The sequence below is a fragment of the Bradyrhizobium sp. B039 genome (assembly GCF_038965675.1).
Taxonomy (GTDB): Bacteria; Pseudomonadota; Alphaproteobacteria; order Rhizobiales; family Xanthobacteraceae; genus Bradyrhizobium; species Bradyrhizobium diazoefficiens.
Genome location: NZ_CP152416.1, coordinates 6693591 through 6718090 on the forward strand (window position 1 = coordinate 6693591; position 24500 = coordinate 6718090).

At 65.4% G+C, this 24500-nt stretch carries 23 protein-coding genes; 9 read left to right on the forward strand and 14 right to left on the reverse strand.

Translation table 11 applies throughout. The features are described from left to right. Window positions 1-34 precede the first annotated feature (34 nt). Together AAFG50_RS31805 and AAFG50_RS31810 are read left to right on the forward strand one after the other, a co-directional pair. Window positions 35-1273, forward strand: a complete 1239-nt coding sequence (locus AAFG50_RS31805) for an ABC transporter substrate-binding protein (protein WP_011089186.1) — start codon at window positions 35-37, stop codon at window positions 1271-1273. A 187-nt stretch (window positions 1274-1460) separates the two neighbouring features. Beyond that, window positions 1461-2771, forward strand: coding sequence for an ABC transporter substrate-binding protein (locus AAFG50_RS31810; RefSeq protein ID WP_028176130.1), 1311 nt, complete (start codon window positions 1461-1463; stop codon window positions 2769-2771). Between the two features lie 219 nt (window positions 2772-2990). On the opposite strand, the gene AAFG50_RS31815 is transcribed toward AAFG50_RS31810, so the two are convergent. The 9 genes from AAFG50_RS31815 to AAFG50_RS31855 form a co-directional block, all read right to left on the reverse strand. Next, the gene (locus tag AAFG50_RS31815) at window positions 2991-4160 is read right to left on the reverse strand and encodes a Gfo/Idh/MocA family oxidoreductase (protein WP_028176131.1); all 1170 of its coding nucleotides are present in this window, start codon (window positions 4158-4160) and stop codon (window positions 2991-2993) included. Window positions 4161-4203: 43 nt separating this feature from the next. After that, a complete protein-coding gene (locus AAFG50_RS31820) occupies window positions 4204-4500 on the reverse strand; it encodes a septal ring lytic transglycosylase RlpA family protein (protein WP_028176132.1) in 297 nt (98 codons plus the stop codon). 104 nt (window positions 4501-4604) lie between these two features. After that, window positions 4605-5450, reverse strand: a complete 846-nt coding sequence (locus tag AAFG50_RS31825) for a CmcJ/NvfI family oxidoreductase (protein ID WP_028176133.1) — start codon at window positions 5448-5450, stop codon at window positions 4605-4607. 360 nt (window positions 5451-5810) lie between these two features. Next, a complete protein-coding gene (locus AAFG50_RS31830; protein ID WP_028176134.1) occupies window positions 5811-6749 on the reverse strand; it encodes an ABC transporter substrate-binding protein in 939 nt (312 codons plus the stop codon). Beyond that, on the reverse strand, window positions 6746-7846 hold the full coding sequence (locus tag AAFG50_RS31835; RefSeq protein WP_028176135.1) for an LLM class flavin-dependent oxidoreductase: 1101 nt from the start codon (window positions 7844-7846) through the stop codon (window positions 6746-6748). The genes AAFG50_RS31830 and AAFG50_RS31835 overlap by 4 nt, the downstream gene beginning before the upstream one ends. Window positions 7847-7876: 30 nt before the next feature. Continuing rightward, complete coding sequence (locus AAFG50_RS31840; protein ID WP_028176136.1) at window positions 7877-9049, reverse strand: acyl-CoA dehydrogenase family protein; 1173 nt, start codon at window positions 9047-9049, stop codon at window positions 7877-7879. Beyond that, a complete protein-coding gene (locus AAFG50_RS31845; RefSeq protein WP_011089193.1) occupies window positions 9043-9843 on the reverse strand; it encodes an ABC transporter ATP-binding protein in 801 nt (266 codons plus the stop codon). The genes AAFG50_RS31840 and AAFG50_RS31845 overlap by 7 nt, the downstream gene beginning before the upstream one ends. Then, window positions 9837-10859 (reverse strand): ABC transporter permease subunit, encoded by a 1023-nt coding sequence (locus AAFG50_RS31850; RefSeq protein ID WP_028176137.1) that lies wholly within the window; start codon window positions 10857-10859, stop codon window positions 9837-9839. Before AAFG50_RS31850 ends, AAFG50_RS31845 begins: the two co-directional genes overlap by 7 nt. Beyond that, window positions 10837-11937 carry an ABC transporter substrate-binding protein gene (locus AAFG50_RS31855; protein WP_028176138.1) on the reverse strand — a complete coding sequence of 367 codons (1101 nt, stop codon included), beginning with the start codon at window positions 11935-11937 and terminating at the stop codon, window positions 10837-10839. Before AAFG50_RS31855 ends, AAFG50_RS31850 begins: the two co-directional genes overlap by 23 nt. Before the next feature lie 478 nt (window positions 11938-12415). Between AAFG50_RS31855 and AAFG50_RS31860 the strand changes: the two genes are divergently transcribed. Then, window positions 12416-13402 carry an ABC transporter substrate-binding protein gene (locus AAFG50_RS31860; RefSeq protein WP_028176139.1) on the forward strand — a complete coding sequence of 329 codons (987 nt, stop codon included), beginning with the start codon at window positions 12416-12418 and terminating at the stop codon, window positions 13400-13402. A 119-nt stretch (window positions 13403-13521) separates the two neighbouring features. On the opposite strand, the gene AAFG50_RS31865 is transcribed toward AAFG50_RS31860, so the two are convergent. After that, a complete protein-coding gene (locus AAFG50_RS31865; protein ID WP_028176140.1) occupies window positions 13522-13950 on the reverse strand; it encodes a hypothetical protein in 429 nt (142 codons plus the stop codon). A 334-nt stretch (window positions 13951-14284) separates the two neighbouring features. Between AAFG50_RS31865 and glgC the strand changes: the two genes are divergently transcribed. Genes glgC through AAFG50_RS31880 form a run of 3 tightly spaced genes read left to right on the forward strand, consistent with a single transcriptional unit; the run spans window position 14285 to window position 17307 of the window. Continuing rightward, window positions 14285-15547, forward strand: a complete 1263-nt coding sequence (glgC, locus tag AAFG50_RS31870) for a glucose-1-phosphate adenylyltransferase (RefSeq protein WP_011089198.1) — start codon at window positions 14285-14287, stop codon at window positions 15545-15547. Continuing rightward, the gene (glgA, locus tag AAFG50_RS31875; RefSeq protein ID WP_028176141.1) at window positions 15544-17001 is read left to right on the forward strand and encodes a glycogen synthase GlgA; all 1458 of its coding nucleotides are present in this window, start codon (window positions 15544-15546) and stop codon (window positions 16999-17001) included. Before glgC ends, glgA begins: the two co-directional genes overlap by 4 nt. A gap of 45 nt (window positions 17002-17046) precedes the next feature. After that, window positions 17047-17307 (forward strand): SemiSWEET transporter, encoded by a 261-nt coding sequence (locus AAFG50_RS31880; RefSeq protein WP_011089200.1) that lies wholly within the window; start codon window positions 17047-17049, stop codon window positions 17305-17307. A 25-nt stretch (window positions 17308-17332) separates the two neighbouring features. Here the strand turns inward: AAFG50_RS31880 and AAFG50_RS31885 are convergent, their stop codons facing one another. After that, a complete protein-coding gene (locus tag AAFG50_RS31885; protein WP_074076694.1) occupies window positions 17333-17590 on the reverse strand; it encodes a helix-turn-helix domain-containing protein in 258 nt (85 codons plus the stop codon). A gap of 474 nt (window positions 17591-18064) precedes the next feature. Next, the gene (locus AAFG50_RS31890) at window positions 18065-18868 is read right to left on the reverse strand and encodes a class III extradiol ring-cleavage dioxygenase (RefSeq protein ID WP_028176144.1); all 804 of its coding nucleotides are present in this window, start codon (window positions 18866-18868) and stop codon (window positions 18065-18067) included. Window positions 18869-19026: 158 nt separating this feature from the next. On the opposite strand from AAFG50_RS31890, the gene AAFG50_RS31895 reads away from it, so the two are divergent. After that, the gene (locus AAFG50_RS31895; RefSeq protein WP_028176145.1) at window positions 19027-19206 is read left to right on the forward strand and encodes a hypothetical protein; all 180 of its coding nucleotides are present in this window, start codon (window positions 19027-19029) and stop codon (window positions 19204-19206) included. Window positions 19207-19213: 7 nt separating this feature from the next. Here AAFG50_RS31895 and AAFG50_RS31900 read toward each other — a convergent pair whose 3' ends face one another. Beyond that, window positions 19214-20695, reverse strand: coding sequence for a carboxylesterase family protein (locus tag AAFG50_RS31900; RefSeq protein WP_028176146.1), 1482 nt, complete (start codon window positions 20693-20695; stop codon window positions 19214-19216). A 151-nt stretch (window positions 20696-20846) separates the two neighbouring features. Next, window positions 20847-21023, reverse strand: coding sequence for a hypothetical protein (locus tag AAFG50_RS31905; RefSeq protein ID WP_231166561.1), 177 nt, complete (start codon window positions 21021-21023; stop codon window positions 20847-20849). A gap of 262 nt (window positions 21024-21285) precedes the next feature. Between AAFG50_RS31905 and AAFG50_RS31910 the strand changes: the two genes are divergently transcribed. Both AAFG50_RS31910 and AAFG50_RS31915 read left to right on the forward strand, forming a co-directional pair. Then, window positions 21286-23976: an alpha/beta hydrolase fold domain-containing protein gene (locus AAFG50_RS31910; protein ID WP_028176147.1), complete on the forward strand. Its 2691-nt coding sequence runs from the start codon at window positions 21286-21288 to the stop codon at window positions 23974-23976. A gap of 130 nt (window positions 23977-24106) precedes the next feature. Then, on the forward strand, window positions 24107-24379 hold the full coding sequence (locus tag AAFG50_RS31915) for a hypothetical protein (protein ID WP_011089206.1): 273 nt from the start codon (window positions 24107-24109) through the stop codon (window positions 24377-24379). Window positions 24380-24500: the final 121 nt, after the last annotated feature.

A 24500-nucleotide genomic window follows, 5' to 3' on the forward strand; every position in this document is an offset into this window, starting at 1 on the left:
CAACATCAACAAAAAACATAGAAGGGAAACGACCATGCGACCATCGACCATCCTGAGCGGCAGCTTCCTCGCCTCCGCGCTGGCGCTGTGCCTCGCCGCCCCCGCCTACGCTCAGTCGAACGATCCGATCAAGATCGGCGTCATCGCCGAGGTGCAGTCGATCGCGGGCGCGGCGACGCCGGGCGGCGCGCAGATCGCCGCCGACGAGATCAACGCCAAGGGCGGCATCCTCGGCCGCAAGGTCGAGATCGTCACCTACGACAACAAGAGCTCCTCGGCCGACTCGGTGCGAGCGTTCCAGCGTGCGGTGAGCGAGGACAAGGTCTCCGCCGTGATCGCGAGCTATATCAGCGAGGTCGTGCTGGCGCTCGAGCCCTGGGCGGCGCGCCTGAAGATGCCGCTGATCACCCCCGGCGCCGCCTCCAACGAGATCACCAAGGCAATCCACAACGACTATGAGAAGAACAAGTACACCTTCCACGGCTATCTGACCTCGGCCGCGCAGGCCCAGCTCGTCTGCGACGCCGCCAAGGACCTGCTCGTCGACAAGCTCAAGTTCAAGACGGTCGCGATCATGAGCGAGGACGCCGCCTGGACCAAGCCGCTCGACGTCGGCTACGAGGCGTGCCTGCCCAAGGCCGGGCTGAAGGTCGTCGAGCACGTGCGCTTCTCGCCGGATACCACCGACTTCACGCCGATCTTCAACAACATCGAAGGCAAGAAGCCCGATGTGATCGTGACCGGCATCTCGCATGTCGGCGTGCAGCCGACGGTGCAGTGGAAGAACCAGCAGGTGCCGATCCCGATGTTCGGCATCAGCGCGCAGGCGCTGAGCCCGACCTTCTGGAAGGACACCAATGGCGCCGCCGACGGCATCCCGTCGCTGGCGGTGGCCACTCCGGATGTCGCCGTGACCTCCAAGACGAAGCCGTTCGCGGCCGCCTTCAAGGCCAAGTTCGGCTCGCCGCCGGCCTATACCGGCTACACCGCCTATGACGAGGTCTACTTCATCACCGAGGCGATCAAGCGCGCGGGCTCGACCGATCCCGACAAGATGGTCGCCGAGATCGAGAAGACCGATTACGAGGGCACGATCGGCCGCATCCAGTTCTACGGCAAGGACGACGAGTTCACCCACGGCATCAAGTCCGGCCCCGGCGCCGTGACCGGTCTCGTCTTCCAGTGGCAGGACTCCAAGCAGGTCGTGGTCTGGCCCGAGAAGATCGCGGAAGGTAAGCTGAAGTTTCCGAACTTCGTGAAGCTGTCGCAGTAACCGGCTCGCACCGGCATCAGGCCCATCGCTCCGCAGGGAGCGGTGGGCTTTTTTGTCTTTCGCAGATGCGTTGTGCGGCGGCGCACCGCGTATCGACCTTGGGCGATGTTGACTTTCCGCCGTTCCGCTCCCCATACTTCGCAAAAAGATAACAACCAATCATAAGACGGTCTTGAGGGAGGATAGGATGCCGACTTCACGCAGGCAGTTGCTGAAGAGCTCGGCGGCTGCCGCCGCCGCACTCAGCCTCGATTGGACAAGGGCCCAGGCGCAAGCCGAGACATTGCGCATCGGCCTGATCTACGACCTCACCGGCCCGTTCGCCGCCGGCGGCTCGGTCGCCTCGTCAATCGGCGCGCAGATCGCGATCGATCTCGTCAACGAGAAAGGCGGCATCGGCGGCAAGACCAAGATTGCTCCGGTCGCTGCGGATTCCCAGAGCAAACCCGACGTTGCGATCAACGAGGCCGAACGCCTGATCAGCCAGGAGAAGATCGACATCATCAACGGCGTCTATGCGAGCTCGCATGCGGTGCCACTCGCGGCGAAGGTCGAGCAGCAGAAGAAGATCCTCTGGATCACGACCGCGGTCTCGACCGCCGTGTTCAAGGACAAGAACCTGCAATACGTGTTTCGCGCGCAGATCCATTCCGACCAGTATGGCCAGGCTTTTGCCGGTTTCCTCGCCGAGCATGCGAAAGCAAAACTCGGAATGGATCCCAAGGAGGTCAAGGTCGCACTGATCCATGAGGACGGCCCCTACGGTGTTGGCGTCGCCGCCGCCGACGAGGCCTACGCCAAGGAGGCCGGCATCCAGGTGGTGCTGCGTGAGGGCTATTCGGCCTCCGCGCCCGACCTCTCGGTGCTGGTGACCAAGATCAAGCGCGCCAAGGCCGACGTGATCTCTCATGCCGGCTACAACCCCGACATCACCCTGTTCCTGCGCCAGGCCCGCGAGAGCGGATTGCGCTTCAAGATGCTGTTCGGCGCCGGCGCCGGCTACAGCCAGCTCGACAAGCTGCGCGCCACCTTCGGTCCCGACATCGACAATTTCTGCAACATCGATCCCGTGCCGGCGCAGTTGCTCGATCCGGCAAAGCTCGCACCGGGTATCGGCGATCTGACCAACGCCATGGTCACGCGCTACAAGGCCAAGACCGGCGCCACCGACGTGCCGCCGCACTGCTCGATGGGCTTCAACCAGACCTGGGTGCTGCTCAACAACGTGCTGCCGGTCGCCAAGGAAAAGTACGGCAGCTTCGAGCCCGAGGCGATCCGCAAGGCCGCGCTCGACGTCGACATCCCCGCCGGCGGCACTATCCAGGGCTATGGGGTAAAGTTCTTCCCGCCGGGCACGCCGCTCTCCGGCCAGAACGAGCGCTCGACGCCGGTCGTGATGCAGAACGCCGGCGAGCACATCTCGGTGGTGTGGCCGACGAACATCCGCACACAGGACCCGGTGTTTCCGCTGCCGAAGGGCTCGACCTACGGGGCGTGAGGGGGTTCTTCGCCTCTCCCCGCTTGCGGGGAGAGGCCGGAATACGCGCGATGCGCGCGGATTCCGGGTGAGGGGGAGTTTTCCGCGAACTCCGCTATCACCGTCCCCGCGGAGACTCCCCCCACCCCAACCCTCTCAGCGCGAGCGAAGCTCGTCGCGGCCCCCTACGCGGGGCGAGGGAGCACAGTCCCGTCGCGGTGACCATCTCCCTGCAACGCTCTACAACACCACCCGCCGCCCTTCCTCCGCCGCCCAATACCCCGCGTAGTTCACCTTGATCGTCTCATACGCCAGCGCGAGGTCCGACAGCGGCTGCCGTCCGGTCGCGGCGCATTCCATAAAGTCCTGGATTTCCTGCAAATAACCGCGCGTCCACTCCTCCTCGAGGCAGACATATTGCCAGCCGGTTTTGCGGTCGACCTTTTCGGTGATGTAGACGTTTGCGAGGTTCTCCTCGGAGGTCTGGTAGCTCATCAGATGCGTGTTCGGGGTGATGTTGGCGAACAGCGAGCCGCCGCTCGTATAGGTCTCGATCAGGTTGCGCACGCCGCCCATGATCATGTCGCCGGAGAACACGGTGGCCTTGGTGCCGTCGGAGAACGTCGCCGTCAGCGTGCCCCAATCCTCGACATCGACGGGGTTGGCCTTGATGTAGGTGCGCTCCTCCGGCTTCAGGCCAGCGGTGACGTTGCCGACATCGCCGGTGACGCTGGCGACGCGGATGATTTCACCGCGCGCCCTGGCCTCGACCTGCTTGAGATAGAGCACGGCGGAGAGCGGATGGCAGCCCATGCGGATCAGCGAGCCGCCGCCGGTCATCGCCCATTGCGCGGCGTGGGCCGCGTGCGAGCCGGAATGGCTCTCCTCGCCCTTCATGAACAGGATCTTGTCCTTGGTCGCCTTGATGATCTCGGCGGTCTTGGTCACGGCCGGCGCGTAGATCCAGTCCTCGGCGTACATGAAGAGTTTCCCGGTGCGCTCGATCGCGGCGCGCGTCCTGTCCATCTCTTCGATCACGCGCTCATACATCAGCGCCTTCGGCACGTGCTTGCCGATCGGCTGCGTGTCGCCCTCGCGGCCGAAATAGCCGGCGAACGGCTTTTCGCAGATCACGTGCTTGCCGGCCTGCATGCTGGCGACGATCATCTCCGCATGAAGGTTCGGCGGCGTGCAGATGTCGATGACATCGAGCTCGCCGTCCGCGATCAGCTCGGCGAAGCTCCGATAAACACGCGGGATATTGTGATGCTGGGCGAACGCGACGACCTTGTCGCCGCGCGCAGCCACCGCCGCGACCTCGACGTCCACGCCATAGACGCGCCGGAACGCATACATGTGCAGCTCCGACACGAAGCCGCAGCCGACGAGTCCCACCCTGATCCTGGCCATAGCGTCCCCCTGCTTTGGGCGGCACTATAGCGCGCCCGGAGGCCTATTCCACCGAGACGCGCACCACGCCCGCGCTCATCATGCCGAGCGCGCGGGCGGCGGGCACCGAGAGATCGACGATACGGCCGCGGATGAACGGGCCGCGATCATTGACGCGACACTGGATCGAGCGGCCGCCGTAGGACACCCTGAGCACGCTGCCAAACGGGCGCGTGCGGTGGGCGCAGGTCAGCTCGGCGCCTTTGCCTTTTCCGTACCCGTAATATGAGGCAAGTCCGCTTTCGGCATGCGCCAGAGAAAATGTGGCAAGACAAAACAATAAAGTGGTCAGCGCTCGCACGGCACCGCTCCCCGGTTGGCCCTGCCCCGCGCTGCAAACGTCGCCTTGTTCCCCTAGGTTCCGGGAACACTGCCGGGTCACCCCGGCAGTGCCATCACACATTGTTACTGTTTGTGGAACACCAGCGTGCGCAGCTCGATGCTTTCGCGCGGCGGCGCATCGGCGGGCGTGGTCGGATCGACAAAGGCGGTATGCGGCCCGAAGCGGGTGCGGCCGTCCGTTGCGGAATCGTAGCACTTGAGCAGAAGCGCCTCGTCCGGCGTCATCTCCGGGAAATAGAACCAACGGTGGTTCGGATTGTATTTCACCGAATAGGTCTCGCCGCGGCGATTGGGATAGATCAGGTCGGAGGCGATGAGATCCTCAGGCGCCACCGTGGCGCCGTCGGCCATCGCCAGCGGTGAATCGCGCAAGGGGCCGCGGATCGGCCGCCAGAGATTGATCACCTGCACACGCCCCTTCAGAAGCTCGTCGGCCTCGTCAGGCAGATGCTCGCGCACGCGGTTGGCGCCGGAGACGGCGGTCTGGTCGACATGGACACGCGTCGCCGGCTGACGCGGGCCACCATCGCGAATATCCGGGGCGCCCTCGACGCGCCTGCGCACGGTATGGTCGAAGATGACGACGCGATCGGCCTTCAAGGTCGCCCGCAAAAAGGCCTCGACGGCGGGATAGTAGACCGCCCTCACCTCCTCGTCGTTGTAAAAATCCTTCACCTGCGTCGGATGGCGCACCAGCGCAAAGCCTTCGCGATCGAGCGAGATATTGTTCGCGATCAGTCGTGCGTCGAAGATCGGCACCTGATGCGGCTCCGGCAGCGACGTGCTCTTCGGCTCGCCCGGCGGCGGATCGAACGCGTAGGTGCGCGGCTTGCCTGAAATCGGCGCGAGATAGTTGAGTTCGGCGGTGACGAAGGGAAGCGATTCGATTCTTGTTTCTTGCAGGCCCATGGCCGGTCTCCCGATGTGGTCGTGGGATTGATTTTTGACGGGGTAGAGCGCGCCGCAAGGGAGGTGACGCAAATAGCAATGCAGCTGTTGTTAAGCGGAGGGAACGCAGAACGAATCTGTCGAGAACGGCGGTCGCTCTGGCTACGTTCTTCTCGCTTCACGGATGCTTGAGGGCCTCGTCAACCCTCGTACCCCGCCGCCGTCATTCCGGGGCGCCCGCAGGGCGAGCCCGGAATCCATCGGGCCGCAATCTTTGTAGATCAATGGATTCCGGGCTCGCGACTTCGTCGCGCCCCGGAATGACGCCGGTGCAGCACCTCACGCCAGAGCGCGTCCGGGACACGCGAGTGTGCCTAGCAGCTACAGCCCCGCCTTCGCAATCGCATCCGCAAAGGAGCGGTCGACGATCTCCGCCGCATCGAGCTTCTGCTTGATCAGGCCCCAGCGGAGGTACAAATCGATCGTGCCCTGCTCGTCCGCGACCACGCCGTCGTCGATTGGCGCGATGCGGATTTTTGCACGCGACAGCCAGTTTAGCGGCACGGCGGTCGGGATGCTCATCAGCCTGCCCCAGGTCGCGGCATAGCCATCAACGTTGTTCAGCGACCAAGCGCGCGCGGCGGTGAGGCGGCGGATGAAGTCGGTCAGTTCGGCACGCTTGTCCCTGATAGCGTCGGGCCGCGCCACCTGAAAACTCAGGCCCGGCGTCAGGCCCTCCGAGGTGATGATGCGGCGCGATTTGAACAGTACCTCTTCCTGGCTCACATAAGGCTCCCAGGTCGACCACGCATCCACGGAGCCCTGCGTGTAGGCGATCTTGGCATCCGAGGGCGCGAGGAACGCGATTTGCACGTCGCTCGCACTCCAGCCGCTTTTCTCCAGCGCGGCCAGGATCAGCTGATGGCCGATCGAGCCGCGGCCGGTTGCGATCTTCTTGCCGCGGAGGTCGGCAAAACTCCTGATCGGCGAAGTCTCGGGCACCAGGATGGCGAGCCCCTCGCGCGTCTGCCGGATCGCGGCGATCGCCTTCACCGGCGCGCCGGAGGCGGCAGCGAAGGTGAAGGGCGCGTCACCAACGAGGCCGGTCTCGATCGCGCCGGCGCTGAGCGCCTCCAGCAGCGGTGCGGCGGCCGGAAACTCCTTCCACTCGATCTTGTAGGGGACATCCTTGAGCTGGCCTGCCGCTTCCATCACAGCCTGCGCATTGCCCTTCTGGTCGCCGACGCGGAGCGTGGTTTGCGCTGCCGCCAGTTCCAACGAACCGAGCAGCAGCGCGCCGGCCAGCATGAGGCGGATCATTCTGCCGCCTCGCCGCGAACGGCCCGGCGCTTGGCCACCAGCTCGCGCGTCAGCGGGATCAGCTCGCGGCCATATTCGATGGCGTCGATCAGGGGATCGAAGCCGCGGATCAGGAAATGGCTGATGCCGAGGTCGTAATAGTCGCCGAAGACTTCGGCCACCTGCTCGGGCGTTCCGACCAGCGCGGTGGTGTTGCTGTTGGCGCCGGTGAGCTTTGCGATCTCGGTCCAGAGCCGCTTGTCGATCCGGCTGCCCTGGTCGGCGAGCGCGAGCAGGCGCCGCGCGCCCGCCGTGGCATGGCCGTCGGCGGGCTTGCGGTAGCCGGTCTTGTCCTGAAGCGCGGTGGCGCGCGCCAGGATTTCTTCGGCCTTCTCCCAGGCCTGCTTTTCCGTGGGCGCAATGATCGGGCGCACCGAGAGGCTGAAGCGCGGCGTCGGCCGGCCCTGCCGGACCGCGGCATTGTGAACGCGGGACGTGACGTCGCGCACCTGCGCATAGGATTCGCCCCACAGCGCAAAGGTGTCGGCATGCTTGCCGGCGACATCGATCGCCGCGTCCGAGGCGCCGCCGAAATAGATCCGGATGCCTTCGGGACGATACGGCTTCACCTGCGAGAAGGCATTCTCGACCTGGTAGTACTTGCCCTTGTAGGTGAACGGCTTGTCGCTGGTCCATTCCAGCTTGAGAACATCGAGGAACTCGGAGGTGCGGGCGTAGCGCTCGTCCTTGTCGTCGAGCGTGTTGCCGTCCTGCCGGAGCTCGGTGGCGTTGCCGCCGGTGATGACGTGAAGCGCGACGCGGCCGCGGGAAAACTGGTCGAGCGCCGCGAACTGCCGCGCCAGCAGCGTCGGCGCGGTGAAGCCGGGCCGCTGCGCGATCAGCACGTTGAGGCGGCTGGTCGTGTTGAGCACGTGCTGGGCGACCTGGAGCGCGTCCGGCGTCGTCGAATGAAACGCCAGCAGCGCACGATCGAAGCCGGCATTCTCATGCGCCTTGGCCACCGTCTCGATGTGGGTGGGGTTGAGGACCGGCCCCTCTCGGACGACAGTTTCGGACGAATTGTTGTTGCTGATGAAGCCGATGAACTCGATCGACATGATCGTCTCCCTGATTGTTTTGCGGAAAAGCTAGAGGCCCAGTGCGGCGCGGCCGAGGCCGATGCGCGTGGAATCGTCCTGCGGCGTGTGCACGCGGCCGCACAGCACGTCGCGATAGTGCCGCTCCAGCGGATTGGTGCGGGAGAGGCCGTGATTGCCGGTGAGCGACAGCACGTCCTCGACGGCGGCCACGGCATTGTTGGTGACGGTGAGCTTGATCACGTTGGACTCGGCCGCCGAGAGCTCGACACCGTCGTCGAAGTCGCCGGCAAAAGAGGCGATCAGCCGCGCATTGACCGCGAGCCGGGCCTCGACGGCGCCGAGGATCTCCTGCGCACGCGGCAGAGTCGCGAGCGGCGCGCCAAGGCTGGCGGGGACGCGTTGCTTCAAGAACGAGATCAGCCAGTCGCGCGCGGCGCGGGCGACACCGTCATAGATTGCGGCAACGAAGATGGTGTGCACGGTCGCCTGCGTGACGTCAGGTCCGCGCCAATCGGCGGGCTTGCGGACATCGACCTCGGAATCGAGCGGGATCACGACGTCATCGAAGATGACGTCATGGCTGCCGCTGGCGCGCAGGCCGTGATGGTCCCATGTCTCGACGATGCGCGTGCCCGGCAGGCCCGCCGGCACCAGGAACTGTCCGACCCGCGGCTCCGCCTCGTCGGTCCGGGCCCAGACCAGATACCATTTCAGGATCGGCGATCCCGTCGCATAGATCTTGTGGCCGGTCAGGCGCCAGCCGGTCTCGGTGCGCCGCGCGATCGTCGCCGGCAGGCCGCCGCGCGCAGGCGAGCCGAGCTCGGGCTCGACGCGCAGCGCGTTGACGAGTGCAAGGCCTTCGACAGTCTCACGCGCAAGCTTGCGCGACAACCGGGCGGGCCAGGTCGGACTGCGCGCCATGACGAGATGATTGATGTAGTGCATCGACAGCACCAGCGCGGTCGACGGATCGGCCTTGCCGATGATGCCGATGACGCGCGCGGCGTAGCGCGCACCGGCGCCGGCCCCACCATGGACTGCGGGAACCGTCAGCGACAGCAGGCCCGCTTCCGACAGCTCGCGAAAATTCTCGAACGGGAAGCTGCCGTTACGGTCATGCTCGGCCGCGCGCGCGGCAAAGCCTTCGGCCAACGCCTCGGCGCGGGCGATGTAGTCGGGTTCGCTGTGCGCCGTGCGGCCCTTGGCTGCGGAAACTACCATGTGGCGTCCAACCCCAACAGACCAAGGATCTGGCGGCGCAGATCCGCAAGATATGGATCGCCGCGATGGCGTGGATAGGGCCGGTCGACGCGGATGTCGGCCTTCACCCGGGCCGGGCGGTCGCTGAACACGATGACGCGGTTGGCGAGCACCAGCGCCTCCTCGGCGTCGTGCGTCACCAGCAACGTGGTAAAGCCCTTGCGCTGCCAGAGCGCGACGATCTCGGCCTGCATGGTGATGCGGGTGAGCGAGTCGAGCTTGCCGAGTGGCTCGTCGAGGATCAGGATTTTGGGATCGTTGACCAGTGCACGCGCCAGCGCGACGCGCTGCGCCATGCCGCCGGAGAGCTGGTGCGGATAGGCGTTGCGGAATGACGCAAGGCCGACCAGATCGAGCGCGTCATCCACGCGCTGCCGCTGGCTCTTGAGGATGCCCTGGGCCTCGAGGCCCAGGGCGACGTTGTCCCAGACCGACCGCCAGGGAAACAGAGTCGGATCCTGGAACACGACGACGCGCGAAGGATGCGGCCGGGTGATGCGGGCCTCGTCCTCACGCAGCGTCCCCGCCTTGGGCTTGTCGAGACCGGCGACGAGCCGCAGCAGGGTCGACTTGCCGCAGCCGGAGGGGCCGAGCAGCGCGACGAATTCGCCGGGCTCGACCGAGATGCTGACGTCGCTCAACACCGGCAGCTCGGCACCGTCGATGTCGAAGGCATGGCTGACCTGCTCGATGTCGAGCGCGGCGCCGGCGGCGGGATGCGTGGCGACTTCGGCCAGTGCGGCTGCGGCTACCATTTCACGGTCCCCTTCTGCCAGACCAGGAGGCGGTCGCGGATCGAAAACAGCAGCGTGATCGCGCCGGAGCAGAGCAGCGACATCACGATCAGCGCCGCGTACATGTTGGCGTAAGCCGCCCAGCCCTGCGCCCATTGCAGATACCAGCCGAGGCCGGCCTTAACGCCGATCATCTCGGCAACGACGAGCACGGCAAAGGACGAGCCGAGCCCCATGAACAGGCCGACGAACACATGCGGCAGTGCCGCGGGGATCGCGACCTTCAGCACCAGGAAGGACGGCTTTGCGCCCAGCGTGCGCGCGACGTCGTAATAGGCGTTGCTGACGCTCGCGACGCCCGACCAGGTCAGCACGGTGACGGGAAAGCCGGTCGCCAGCGCGATCAGGAAGGTCGAGGCGCTCCAACTCGACGGGAAGGTGAAGAAGGCAATCGGCAGCCAGGCGGTCGCCGGCAGCGGGCCGATGAAGCGCAGCACCGGATGCACCCAATAGCCAACCGCACGCGACCAGCCGATCGAGACGCCGGTCAGGAATCCGATCGTGGCGCCGATCAGATAGCCGCCAAGCTGGAGCTTGACCGAGGCGAACACGCTGTCGAGCAGCTTGGGCAGATCGTCGGTATAGACCTCGATGATCGACTGCGGCGGTGGAAAGAACGGCAGCGGCAACCAGGCGAATTTTGCGGTGGCGACTTCCCACAAGGTCAGGAAGGCACCGAGCGCGACGAGCCAGGGCGCGCGCTTATGCAACGCCTTGCCCGCCGAGCCGAGATAGTCGGCACCGACGGTGCCGAACAGCGCGACGGCCGCGATGACGAAGGCGGCGATGCCAAGCGAATGCGTGCGCGACCAGTCGCCGACATCTTCCCACCACAGGCAGGACAGGCCGAAGGCGATCCAGGCGACGCTGGCAAGAATACCGACACCGGATTCACGGACCCAGCTCGCAAGCAGCGGTGCGCGGGCGAGGCGTGGTGCGCCGGAGGCAAGGCCGTCAGACAGCGAATACGTCGACATAGATGCGCTCCGCGAATTTGGCAGTATCGGTGCTCTGCTTGAAGACCTGCACGCTCTTCAGGTCGTCGGCATAGGCCTTGAGCTCGCGCTTCAGAACTTCGCCGACGGGATGATGGTGGTGGGTGTGGTAGCGCACCATGCCCTCGATATCGGCGAGCGTCGCCGCTTTCGGTGCGTAGGGCTGGAACGATTTCGCGGCCACCGTCGGGTTCTGCGAGGTGAACATCGCGGCATCGAGCAGCGCCTGCGTGATGGCACGGGCGACCTGCGGCTCCTCGCGCACCAGGCTGCCGCGCACGCCGACGATGCAGCAGCTCTTGTCGCGGTACTCGCCATCGAGATTGGAGGCGACTTCCTTGTACTGGCTGTCCTTCAGCCAGAGATAGGCGAGCGGATCGGACGACAGGAAGGCCTGCACCTCGCCCTTCTCGACGGCGACGTTGAGGAGATTGCCGGGATAGGCGCGCCAGTCGACGTCCTTGACCGGGTCGATGCCGAGCTTGGCGAGCTGGATCGAGAAGAAGTTCTTGTCGGGACCGGCGAGATCGCCGACCGCGACGATCTTGCCCTTGAGATCGGCGAGCCTGGCGACGCCGGAATCGGCGCGCGTCAGCACGCGCATGCAGCCTCCATGGGTGCCGGCGGCGATCTTGACGTCAAAGCCCTGCTCCAGCGGCTTCAGCCAGCGCAGCGCCATGCCGAGACCGGCATCGCTCTTGCCGGTCGCGATCGCTTCAAGGAGCTGGTCGGTCGAGCCGGAATAATTGACGAGCTCGACGTCGAGATTCTGCTTCTGGAAGAAGCCGTGCTCGATGGCGACGGGCAGCGGCGCGAGGCAGACCGCGCCGGCATTCCACGACAGCTTTAGCTTACGCGGGGCACCCGTCAACGCGGGCGCGTCAGATGCCGTCCGGCACAGCGGGAACTCGGAGAAATCGATGCCGGATCCGATCGGCGGCGGCGCGAAGGCCTGTGCGCCGAGCGCACCGAGCGGTGCGGCGAAAGCCGCAGCCAATCCCGCCTGGAGCAGATGGCGACGGTCGAGACTCGATCCGCCGCGCTTGTTCTCGTTGTTCATCGGGCCCTGGCTCCTGCGCTGGCACGTCTCCGCCGTTTGCGCAACGAATGTCGTTGCACATGTTCCGTACGGAGCTGCGTTGAGAGAATGTCTTTCCGTCGGCGCTTCCGGCGCCGCGTTGATGCGATGCGCAAATCATGCGGCGCGCTCGCCGCATCGTCAATGAAATGGAATTTCGAATGTTGCGCGAAGCGAAGTCATTCTCTCCATCGTCGCGTGCAGGAACGGTGAAAGGATTTTCGCGGCCGGGTCCGTTTGTAATCTCCATCACGACTGCGGCATCCGCATCGTTGCAGCGCTGCTTTGCAGCCGGCGCACGTCGCTTTCTCGAAAGCGATCGTTCGCTGAAACGTCCTTGCCGATCGCGCGCGCAATACGGTTGGCCATTCCATTGACTGCGCATCGCGCGCTCATAGACTTGATCGTCCCGCTGCTTCGTTCGCTCACGCGCTGTGAGCAAACCAACAAGACAGATCACATGAGCATCAACTCTTCCTCTCTCGATCATTCCCTGACGCGCCGGCTTGCGGCGTCGCTGCTGGCGGCCGCCATCACCTTGTCGACGGCGGCCGCATCGCTCGCGGCCGACACCGTCGTGCTGCGCGTCGGCGACCAGAAGGGCGGCAACCGCTCGCTGCTGGAGATCTCCGGCTACGCGAAGGACCTGCCCTACAAGATCGAATGGTCGGAATTCCCGGCCGCAGCTCCGATCCTGGAAGCGCTCAATGCGGGCGCGCTCGACGTCGGCTACACCGGCGATCTGTCCTTCCTGTCGGTCTATGCGGCGGGTGCGCCGATCAAGGCGATCGGCGGCACGCGCTCGGATGCGAAGACGCAGGCGATCCTCGTGCGGCAGGATTCGCCGATCAAGTCGGCGGCCGACCTCAGGGGCAAGCGCCTCGCCGGCACGCGCGGCGGCTGGGGGCAGTTTCTGATCGACGCGACGCTGGAGAAGGCGCAGATCAAGCTGGAGGACGCGACGTTCGCTCCGCTCGGCCCCGTGGATGCCAAGATCGCGCTGGTGGCGGGCTCGATCGACGCCTGGGCGGTGTGGGAGCCTTATGTCTCCTTCGCCACGCTGAAGGACAAGGCCCGCGTGATCGCCGACGGCGACGGCCTGACGCCGACGATCACCTTCATCGTCGCCTCCGACAATGCCATCGCCACCAAGCGCGCGGCGGTGCAGGACCTGGTGCAGCGGTTGAACAAGGCACGGCTGTGGTCACTGGATCATGTTGCCGAATACGCCAGGAGCACGGCCGAGCTGACCAAGCTGCCGGAAGACGTGCTGCGGTCGGCCTACACCGCGCAACGCACCAGCCCGATCGTGATCGACGAGAATGTGGTGAAGGAGATCCAGGCAGCTTCGGACCGCTCGACGCGCTACGGCATCCTGCCGAAGAAGCTCGACGTCAACCAAGCCGTCGACCGCAGCTTCACCGCGGCGGCCGCCGGGTCGAACTAGGCGGAGGCGGCGGGATGCGCAGGCTTCGCCTCAAGGCCGGCCCGCTGCATCTCGCCGCGATCGTGCTCGCGCATCTCGCCTGCATGAGCCTGATCGTGTGGCTCTCGCTTTAACCGCGATCACCAATATCCGCGGTAGTACGGGCGCGCATACGGCCGGTAATAGCCGTAATAGGGCCGATAGACCCGGCGGTAGCCATAGTATCGCGGATAGGCATAGGCCGGCCCGTAGCCGTAATAGGCCGGCGCATAACCATAGCCATATCCCGGATAACCATAGCCACCGTAATACGGGCCGCCGCCGTAATAGCCGTAGCCGTAAGGCGCGCTGCTGGCGATGGCGCCGCCGATGATCGCGCCGACCGCGAGGCCGCCGAGGCCCAATCCCCAGCCGCCGCCGCGCCAATGCACCTGCGTGACGTCGTCGCCGGCCGCAGCCTTCATGGCCGCGACATTGGTCGGCATCGGGGCTGCTGCGGCCTGCTCGATTTGGCCGGCCATGACCGCGCCCACCAGCGAACAGGCAATTGCCGTTGTCCAGATCCTCATCGTCTTGCTCCCTCTCGGACGTTTCGCCTGGAAAAAGGATCGCAGGCGTATGATCGGGCATCCTTGCGCCAAGTCAAACGCTCGATTCTGCGTGCGGCGCACAAGAGAGCCCATGCATGCCTCAATTGTGGTCAGGCTCGCCGCGCCGGGATGACACCGATGCGACGGCACCTGCGCCGCGCACGACGGCAAAGCATTAAGCTTCCCGCGCGTTCGCAACCAACAACCACCTTCCCGATTTACTATTCGTACCGTTACTATTGGTTCCAATGGTGCGCGGCCGAGAGGCATCTCGCGAGGGCTCCGACTTGCGCCAGAAGAGTGGGAGGATGACATGAGTGCCGTCGGAAATGAGCCGCTCGCCCGTCAGGCGCTGGCGTTCGTCCTGGCTGGCGGACGCGGTAGCCGGCTTCTGGAGCTGACCGACCGGCGCGCCAAGCCGGCGGTCTATTTCGGCGGCAAGTCCCGCATCATCGATTTCGCGCTGTCGAACGCGGTGAACTCCGGCATCCGCCGCATCGCGGTCGCCACCCAGTACAAGGCGCACAGCCTGATCCGGCATCTTCAGATGGGCTGGAACTTCTTCCGCCCGGAGCGCAACGAGAGCTTTGACATCCTGCCCGCGAGCCAGCGTGTCTCCGAGAACATGTGGTATGTCGGCACGGCGGACGCGATCTACCAGAACATCGACATCATCGAGTCGCACAACGCCCGCTTCATTGTCGTGCTCGCCGGCGACCATATCTACAAGATGGACTACGAGGTGATGCTGCGCCAGCACGTCGATAGCGGCGCCGACGTCACGGTCGGCTGCCTCGAAATGCCGCGCGCGGAATCCTCCGGCTTCGGCATCATGCATATCGACGAGAACGGCTGGATCCAGGAGTTCCTGGAAAAGCCGGCCGATCCGCCGCCGATGCCGGGCAAGCCGGACGTCTCGCTCGCCAGCATGGGCATCTACGTGTTCGATGCGAAATTCCTGTTCGACCAGCTCAAGCGCGACGCCGAGGACCCGAGCTCGAACCACGATTTCGGCAAGGACATCATTCCCTACATCGTCAAGAACGGCCGCGCGATCGCGCACCAGTTCTCGACCTCCTGCGTCCGCTCCGGCGACGATCCCCGCGCCTACTGGCGCGACGTCGGCACGGTCGACGCCTATTGGGCGGCCAACATCGACCTCACCGACGTGGTGCCGGAGCTCGACCTGTTCGACCGCGCATGGCCGATCTGGTCCTACTCGGAGATCACGCCGCCCGCCAAGTTCGTCCATGACGAGGAGAGCCGGCGCGGCCAGGCGGTGAGCTCGCTGGTCTCGGGCGGCTGCATCATCTCCGGCGCCTCGCTGCGCCGGTCGCTGCTGTTCACCGGCGTGCGCATCAACTCCTATGCCAATGTCGAGAACGCCGTGATCATGCCCTATGTGAATGTCGGGCGCGGCGCTCGCTTAAAGAACGTCGTGATCGACCGCGGCGTCGAGATCCCCGAGGGGCTCGTCATCGGCGAGGATCCCGAGCTCGATGCAAAGCGCTTCCGCACCACCGAGCAGGGCATCTCCCTCATCACCCAACCGATGATCGACAGGCTGAATACATGACGCCTGTTCGCGTCCTCGCGGTCGCCTCTGAAGTCTACCCCATCGTCAAGACCGGCGGCCTCGCGGATGTCGCCGGCGCGCTGCCGATTGCGCTGAAGGCGCACGGCGTCGAGATGCGCACCCTGATGCCGGGCTATCCCGACGTGATGCGGCTGCTCTCGGGCGCGGACGAGATCCGGCGCTGGCCGGATTATTTCGGCGGGCCGGGCCGGCTGCTCGCCGGCGCGCATGACGGGCTCGACCTGTTCGTGCTCGACGTGCCGCATCTCTACGCGCGGCCGGGCAACCCATACGTCACGGCAGAGGGGGTCGACTGGCCGGACAACGGCGTGCGCTTTGCGGCGCTGTCGCGCGTGGCGGCCGACATCGGCCACGGTCTGGTTCCGGCCTTCGTGCCCGACATCGTGCACGCCCATGACTGGCAGGCCGGGCTCGCGCCCGCTTATCTGCACTACGACAATCGTCCGCGTCCCGGCACCGTGATGACGATCCACAACATGGCCTATCAGGGCAAGTTCGCGCCTGAGCTGATCGGTGCGATCGGCCTGCCGTGGAGCTCCTTCGACGTCAACGGCCTCGAATATTTCGGCGGCATCAGCTTCCTGAAGGCCGGCCTGCAATTCGCCGATCGCATCACGACGGTGTCCCCGACCTACGCGCGTGAGATCCAGAGCGACGAAGGCGGCATGGGGCTCGGCGGCCTGCTGCGCGCGCGCGCGGGCGCATTGAGCGGGATCCTCAACGGCATCGACATCGCGGTGTGGAATCCGCAGACCGATTCGCACATCGCCTATCGGTTCGGCGCGGAGGACCTTACGTTCCGCGCTGCGAACAAGGCGGTGCTTCAGCAACAATTCAATCTCGATTCCTCGGACGAAGCCCCCCTGCTCGGCGTCATCAGCCGGCTGTCCTGGCAGAAGGGGCTCGATCTCCTGCTCGAGGCCATTCCGACCATTTTGGGCGAAGGCATGCAGCTCGCGCTGCTCGGCAGCGGCGACCGCGATCTCCAGGATCGCTATCAGGCCGCCGCCCGCGCGAATCCCGGCCGGATCGGGGTCGTGATCGGCTACGACGAGATCCTGGCGCATCTGATCCAGGCCGGCTCGGACGCGCTCATCGTGCCGTCGCGGTTCGAGCCGTGCGGCCTGACCCAGCTCTGCGCGCTGCGCTATGGCGCCGTGCCGATCGTCTCGCGCGTCGGCGGCCTCGAGGATACCATCGTCGATATCGGCGAGGCGGACGCGTCCGGCCGCGAGGCCACCGGCTTCAAGTTCGGCCCGGTGACGGCGGATGCCCTCGCCGGCACGCTGCGCAAGGCCAACACGGCTTTCCACGACAAGCTGACCTGGCGGCAGCTGCAACGAAACGGCCTTGCGACCGACGTCTCCTGGCGCAGCCGCGCCGGCGACTATGCAGCGCTGTATCGGAGCCTGATCGAATCGCGCCGCGCCTAGCACGTACAGGCTGAGCCCACGCCGAATCCATGTTATAGGATCGGCATGGACCCGTTCTTGATCAAGCTGATCGGCTTTGCTGCCGCCACCTGCACCACCGTCGCCTACGCGCCGCAGTTCATCAAGGTCTTGAAGACCCGCTCGGCGCGCGACATCTCGCTCGGCATGTTCCTGGTCATGGTGCTGGGCCTGGCGCTCTGGCTGATCTACGGCCTGCTCAGCGGCGACGCGCCGCTGATCGCCTCGAACGCCGTCACCATGCTGCTCGCCGGCGGCATTCTGGTGATGAAGCTGAGATACGGCTGAGCTTCCTGATGCCTCGGATTCTTGTTCAGTCGGAAAAACGAAGCCGCTGGTATTGCAACTTCACCGCACGGTAGCATTCGCAGGTGGCCTTGTTGAGCTCGGCGACGTTGACGATCTCGATGTGGCCGCGGCTGAATCGAATGACGTTCGCCTCCTGAAGGGCATGGGCGACGAACGAGACGCTGTTCCGGCGAACCCCGATCATCTCGGCCATCAATTCCTGCGTAAGCTTGAAGCGATCGCGGCCGGATAGATCCCGAACGCGCAAGAGCCATCGCGCCAATCTCGCCTCGACGGAGTGGGATGCATTGCATGCCCACGGATTGCTGGGCCTGAACGAACAGGGCCTGGCTGTGACGCGTCAGGCCATCCCGGAACTCGACACTCCGCTGTGCGAGAGCGCGAAGGCGAGCAGCTTCGATCTGCAAAGCCAGACCCGGCACCAATACGACAGCGTGCACCAGTGCGACGGGTTCTCCCAATACGCCAAAAGTACCCAAAATGCTGTCGGAGCGCCGGCACCATCAATTTCTTCGGAAAAATCTTAGAGAAATGGACACAACCATAGCGCGAATGTGAATCGAGCGATACGGTCAGAAGCACCCGCATATGCACTGTGGCGGGCGGATGGCTACGGGAGGGCGCGTGCGAATGTCACCCCGCCGTGAGGGCTCGTTACGAACAGCTCTGGGAACGGATCATGCCAGCAGGATCGACGCGACGTCGGCGTGAACCTTGATGCTTGCAGCCGCGCGGTTCAAGGCTGACCACCGAACATGTACGACGCCATCGCGACGCTTGCGACCTCGTCCACGAAGACACGATGGCCGACGTCGTTGCCGGCAGCGCCGGCCGCGACCATCAGCGGCAGCAGATGGTCCTCGCGCGGATGCGCCAGGCGCGCGCTCGGCGCGTTCTCCCAGTCGACCAGCATCGCGTTGCGGCGCGCCGCATCCGGCGCGCTGATCGCCTCGTTCAGATAGGCCTCGAAATCGTAGGAGACCGGCTTGGATTCCGGCCGGTTGAAGCCGCGCATGTTGTGATAGGTGAGCCCGCTGCCGACGATCAGAATACCTTCGTCCCGCAGCGCGGCGATCGCCTGCCCGGCCTTGATGTGCTCGGCCGCATCGTAGCTCGATTTCAGCGACAGCAGCACGATCGGCATGTCGGCGTTCGGGTACATCAAGCCGAGCGGCACGAAGGTGCCGTGATCAAAACCCTGATTGGCATCTTCGCGGCAATCGAGGCCGGCGCGCGCGAGCAGCGCCTTCACCTCCGCGGCGAGCTCGGGCTTACCAGGTGCCGGATATTTGAGGCGGTAAGTATGCTCCGGGAAACCGTAATAGTCGTACACCATCGGCGGATGCGCCGAGGTCGACACGGTGAAGGCGTCCGCCTCCCAATGTCCGGTGATGACGAGCACGGCTTTTGGTCTCTCGGGGAGAAGCTGTGGCAGCCGCCCGAACTCCTCGGCGGTCCTGGCATATTGCACCCGCCGGTCCTCCATGAACGGCCAGGGGCCGCCGCCGTGGGACAGGAACAGGGTCGGAAATCGCGTCATGGGCGAAAGCTCGTCTCGTTGGCAACATGCGCGTGCGAGCTGCCCGCGCAACCGGCGGCGAGCATAGGCAAACCCCTATGGTTAGCAAGTCGTTAACGATTTGCCTTCCAAAATCCCCGCCATGGTCGAAGGAGTCGGCCAGAAGACGAGGACGTGAGATGAGGAAGTTTGCGCTGGGGGACGTCGTCAACAGTGACAAGGGCCGCCGCGGCGTCGTCCGCGCCGCCTACAAGTCGCGGGAAGGCCAGCAGTTCTATGCCGTCGAGAAGGACGGCGCGATGGACTATCTGGAGGAAGACCGGCTGAGCCCGGCGCCGCGCGTCGAGCTCGCGGCCTAAGTCCAACTCATTTTCTGCTCTCACTTGCGAGTCGGTCGAGACGCTCCGCGAAGGGATCGTCTCCGCTCGCGGTGCGATCATTCGTGATCAGCAGCAGGCGATCGCCGCCCGCCGCCGCGTCCCAGCGTGGCAGGTCGGGACCGTTGGGATCGCCACTCCTGGCGAAGTTGATCCAGTAGCTGCGCATGCGGCTTGCGAGCTCGCGATCGCGCCGTGAGAAGATGCCGGCACCGGGCACGCCTTCGACGCCGAAGATGAACTGCAATTCCCGCCCGTGACCGCCGTCCGGGTTGGTGCGCCGGGCCTCCGGCACGTAGGCGAAGCGATAGCGGAAGGTCGGCGCGCCGCTTGCGGCGTGCAGACGAGCCAGCAGCCTCACCGGCTCGGAGAAGACCTTGTCGGTATAAAACCTTGCCGCGAGGTCCGAAGCTTTGGCGAGGTCGGGATAGAGCTTGCGCAGGTCGTCGACGGCGGTGCCAGACGATGCAAGCGCCTCGGCGATGTCAGGTTCGCTGTCGAAATCCGTCTCGTCATCGTTGGAGCCGATGATCAGGGGAATCCGCCCTTCATGCCCGGCCGCAAAACCCGCGGCGATATCTTCCCTCACGAGGCTTCCATCGATCGTCGGCGCAAAGCCGAGCGGGACTTTCGCGAGCAGCTTCTTTTCGGCGGCAAGCAGCCGTGCAGGCCCGATCGCACGCGCGTTGGTTTCCTTGGCATCCGGTCCGAGCGTCGCGACGAATTGCAGGCCCCAGGCCTCCGCCTCCTGCCGCGAGCGCAGGCGCACGCGGCCGGGCACCGATTGCAGGATGGCTTTCTGAAACAGACCACGCACCTCGTCGCACAGCATCAACAGCGCGATCGACGTCGCGCCCGCACCATTGCCGAACAAGGTGACGTTCCCGGGATCGCCGCCGAACGCCGCGATGTTGTCGTGGACCCAATGCAGCGCCGCGATCTGGTCCATCAGTCCGTAGTTTCCGGAGCCGTCTTCCGAGAGCGCCGGATGAGTGAGCCAGCCGAGCGCGCCGAGGCGGAAATTCACGGTCACCACGATGAGGCCGGCCTGCGCGAGTTTCGCGCCGTCGAACATAGGATCGTTCGCGGTGCCGCCGACGAAGGCGCCGCCATGAATGAACATCATCACCGGCAGCGGGCCGTCGACGCCGAAGGGGCGGAACACATTGAGCGTGAGGCAATCTTCGCTCGCCTTTGGCAGCGACGGCTGGAGGCAGGGCGCGCCGTACTCGTAGGCAGTGCGCATCTCAGAACTCTCGGCCGTTGCCTCCGGCGAGCGCCAGCGCAGCGGGCCGACCGGCGGCGCTGCATAAGCGAGCCCCTTGAAAAACGCCACCTCGCCTTCGACGCCGCCGAGCATCTGGCCTTCGCGCGTCAACGCGAATGGAAACTGTCCGACCGGTTGGGCCATGGCCGAACCGGCGAGGCAAAGGAATGCGGAAACCACGATGAGCGCAAGCAGGGACCGCATCTTGGGGATCTCAATGCGCGGAGAAGTTCCCCGGAAGGTTACGTCTACGGCTGACGGAGAAGCAAGCTCCGGTCTTACCTCTCCCCGCGAGAGCGGGGCGAGGGAGCGCACCTGCGCTGCGGCCAGAGCTCAACTCATTTACGGCCTCCGGCTAGCTGCCCTTGGCAATGATCTCCGCCAGCGCGCGCCGCGCGACGATGCCAAGCTCACCAAGCGTGGAGTGACCGGCCTGCGCCGCCTCGATCAGGCGCTCGGCGATGAATTTGCGGCTGTCGTGATCGCCGCCATGCGGCAGTTGGCGGCACGTCTCCTCCAGGACGACGTCCATGTTCGCTTTCGTCCGCTCACTCAACTCTGTCATGACGCCCGGTCGGTACGCGTGGCTTGTAATCGCAAGCATACACAGAAGGATGTGGTCTGATTAGACCGGACAATCCCGGCGATTGTGCATCGCGGTGCGTGTATCGCCGCAACCTTCGCGCGGCCAAAATCAAGCCGCGATCGACTACCGAAGATTGCACTTGTCCTGATGACAAGCCGAGCCTGCAGCGTTAGCCTGCCGGCAAAACAAAATACACGGGAGGAATGCCATGCCTGACGCAATGGTCGCCGCACGCGAGTCCAAAGCGGCCAGTGGAACAGCCCAGCAAGTCGACGTTGCGGTGGTCGGCGCCGGATTTGCCGGCCTTTATCTGCTTCATCGCCTGCGCCAGGCCGGCTTCACGACCGTCGCCCTTGAAGAGGCCGGCGATGTCGGCGGCACCTGGTACTGGAACCGCTACCCCGGCGCGCGCTGCGACATCCAGACCATCGACTACAGCTACACCTTCGATCCGGAACTCGAGGCGGCCTGGACCTGGTCGGAGAAATACGCGACCCAGCCCGAGATCCTGCGCTATCTCGGCTTCGTCGCCGACCGCTACGAGCTGCGCCGCGACATCCGCTTCGGGACCAAGGTCACCGAAGCCAAATGGAACGAGGCGGCTGAGCGCTGGCAGCTCACCACCGACAATGGCGCGCCGGTCTCCTGTCGCCATTACATCATGGCCACGGGCTGCCTCTCCGCGCCAAAGCCGCCGGAGATCGACGGGGTCAAGGACTTCAAAGGCGAAGTCTATTTCACCGGCCGCTGGCCGCATGACGGCGTCAATCTTGCGGGCAAGCGCGTCGCCGTGATCGGCACAGGCTCGTCAGGCATCCAGTCGATCCCGCTGATCGCCGAACAGGCCGCGCATCTCACCGTGTTCCAGCGCACGCCGAATTTCGCGCTGCCGGCGCACAACGGCCCCGCGCCCTCCGACCGCATGAGCCTGCTGCAAGGCGACCGCGCGGCCTATCGTGAGCAGGCGCGCCAGTCGATGGCCGGCGTGCCCTATCCGCAGCAGACGGCCGTCAGCTGGCAGCTCAGCGATGCCGAGCGCCGCGCACGGTTCGAGGAGGCGTGGGGCAAAGGCGATCTCGTCTATATCCTCACCCAGCTCTGGGCCGACCAGGCGGTCGACGTCGACGGCAACAAGCTGATCTGCGACCTCATCCGCGAAAAGATCTCGGCGACCGTGAAGGATCCCGAGACGGCGGCGGCACTGATGCCGCACGACCATCCCTTCGGTGCAAAACGCCCCTGCCTCGACACCAACTATTACGCGACCTACAACCGGCCGAACGTCACGCTGGTCAATCTGCGCCAGGAGCCGATCAAGGCGATCACCGCAACCGGCATCACGACGGCCAGGCGCAGCGTCGACGTCGACGTCATCGTGTTCGCGACCGGCTTCGACGCCATGACCGGCGCGATCCGCGCGGTGCATCCGATCACCGGGCGCGGCGGCAAGTCGCTATCGGATGTCTGGGCCCGGGGGCCGCAGACCTATCTCGGGCTCACGGTCGAGGGCTTCCCGAACTTCTTCATGATCACCGGTCCGGGCAGCCCGTCGGTCCTGTCGAACATGGCGGTGTCGATCGAGCAGCATGTCGACTGGGTCGTGGACCGGCTCAGGGCTTTGCGCGATGCCGGCTTCACCACCATCGAGCCGACCGAGACGGCGCAGGCCGGCTGGGGCCAGCACATGGCCGACTGCTCGATGCTGACGCTGCACCGGCTCGCCAACACCTGGTACACGGGCGCGAACGTTCCCGGCAAGGTGCAGGGCCTGATGCCCTATACCGGCGGTGTCGGTCCCTACCGCAGCATCTGCGATGAGGTCGTCAGCCGCGGCATGCTCGGGTTCAAGCTCACCGGCCCCAATGTCGCCGCGCAGTGCAATGACGGCGAGGTGGTGCGGCTGCAGCCGGATGTGCGGCTGGTGCTGAACCTGCTGGCAACGCTGAACCTGCCACCGATCGAGTCGATGGGCGCGCTCGGCGCCCGCGCCTTCGTCAACGAGTTCAACAAGGGCCGTCCGGCGGGACGACCGATCGGCGATGTCGTCGACGGAACGCTGCCGGGCACCGACGGCCCGCTTCCCTATCGTGTCTACAAGCCGGCAACCCCGGGGCCACATCCGGTCGTGGTCTATTTCCACGGCGGCGGCTGGGTGCTCGGTGACGAGCAGTCGGACGATCCGTTCTGCCGCGACATGGTGCGACGAACCGGGACGATGTTCGTCAGCGTCGGCTATCGCCACGCGCCGGAGCATCGCTTCCCCACCGCGGCCGAGGACGGCTATGCGGCGACGCGCTGGATCGCCGAGCACGCCGCCGAGCTCGGCGGCAAGCCGGGCCCGGTGCTGGTCGCGGGCTGGAGCGCCGGCGGCAACATCGCCGCCGTCACCTGCCAGCTCGCGCGCGATCGCGGCGGGCCCGATATCGCCGGCCAGCTCCTGGTGTGCCCGGTCACCGACTGCGACTTCGATCGTTCCTCCTACAACGACAATGCGACCGGCTACTTCCTGACGCGCTCGCTGATGTACTGGTTCTGGGACCTCTACTGCTCGCCGGCCGACCGTACTGATCCGCGCGTCTCGCCGCTCCGCGGCAAGGTCGCGGGCCTGCCGCCGGCCTTCGTCGTCACCTGCGAGTTCGATCCGCTGCGCGACGAAGGCATCGCCTATGCCGAAGCGATGGCCGCTGCCGGCGTCCCGGTCGAGCAGCTCAAGGCGCGCGGCCAATTCCACTCGTCCTTTGCGATGGTCGACGTGGTGATCACCGGAGTGCCAGGCCGGGTGCAGATGGCCGAGGCCCTGCGGCGTTTTGCCGGGCTTCCGCCGGAGGTCAGCCTCGGCGACGAGCACAGCCACGGTCACACCAGCCCGGGACACAAAATCGCAGCGGCCGCGAGCTAGTCGCGACAAGGCAGCCGGGAACCTTTTCCCGGCCGCCGCGTTGAGACATGTGGCATCGAGATGCAGCGATAGGTATGGGCCCCGGAGCGCAAGTCTGCGCGCTGGGGTTCTTTTTGCGTGAGGCGAGGCGATGGGGGACGTGGTTGCGGATTCAAAGGTCGATTTCGGCGCACGTGCTGCGCTGTATAAATGGCCGTCACTTGCCAACCAGCGCCGGCCGGACCGCGAGTCCTACCAGGTAAGCGAGGGCACGCTCGACGAATGCATCTCGGCGTTCATGGACAAGCCGGCGGCGACCCGGCATCTCTATGAGATCCGCACGGCGGCGCAGCCGCCGCTGGTCACGGATATCCTCTCGCCCGAGCACGTCATCGAGCTATCGCGCCTGAGAGAATTTCTCTGATTGCGTGCAGACGCCAGGGCTGCGCGTGCCAGGGCTGCACGTGCCAAGGCTGCACGTGCACGACAAGCTTTTCCCACACATAGGAACCTTCTTCCGGTTTTTCCCGTTAACGGAGATCGGA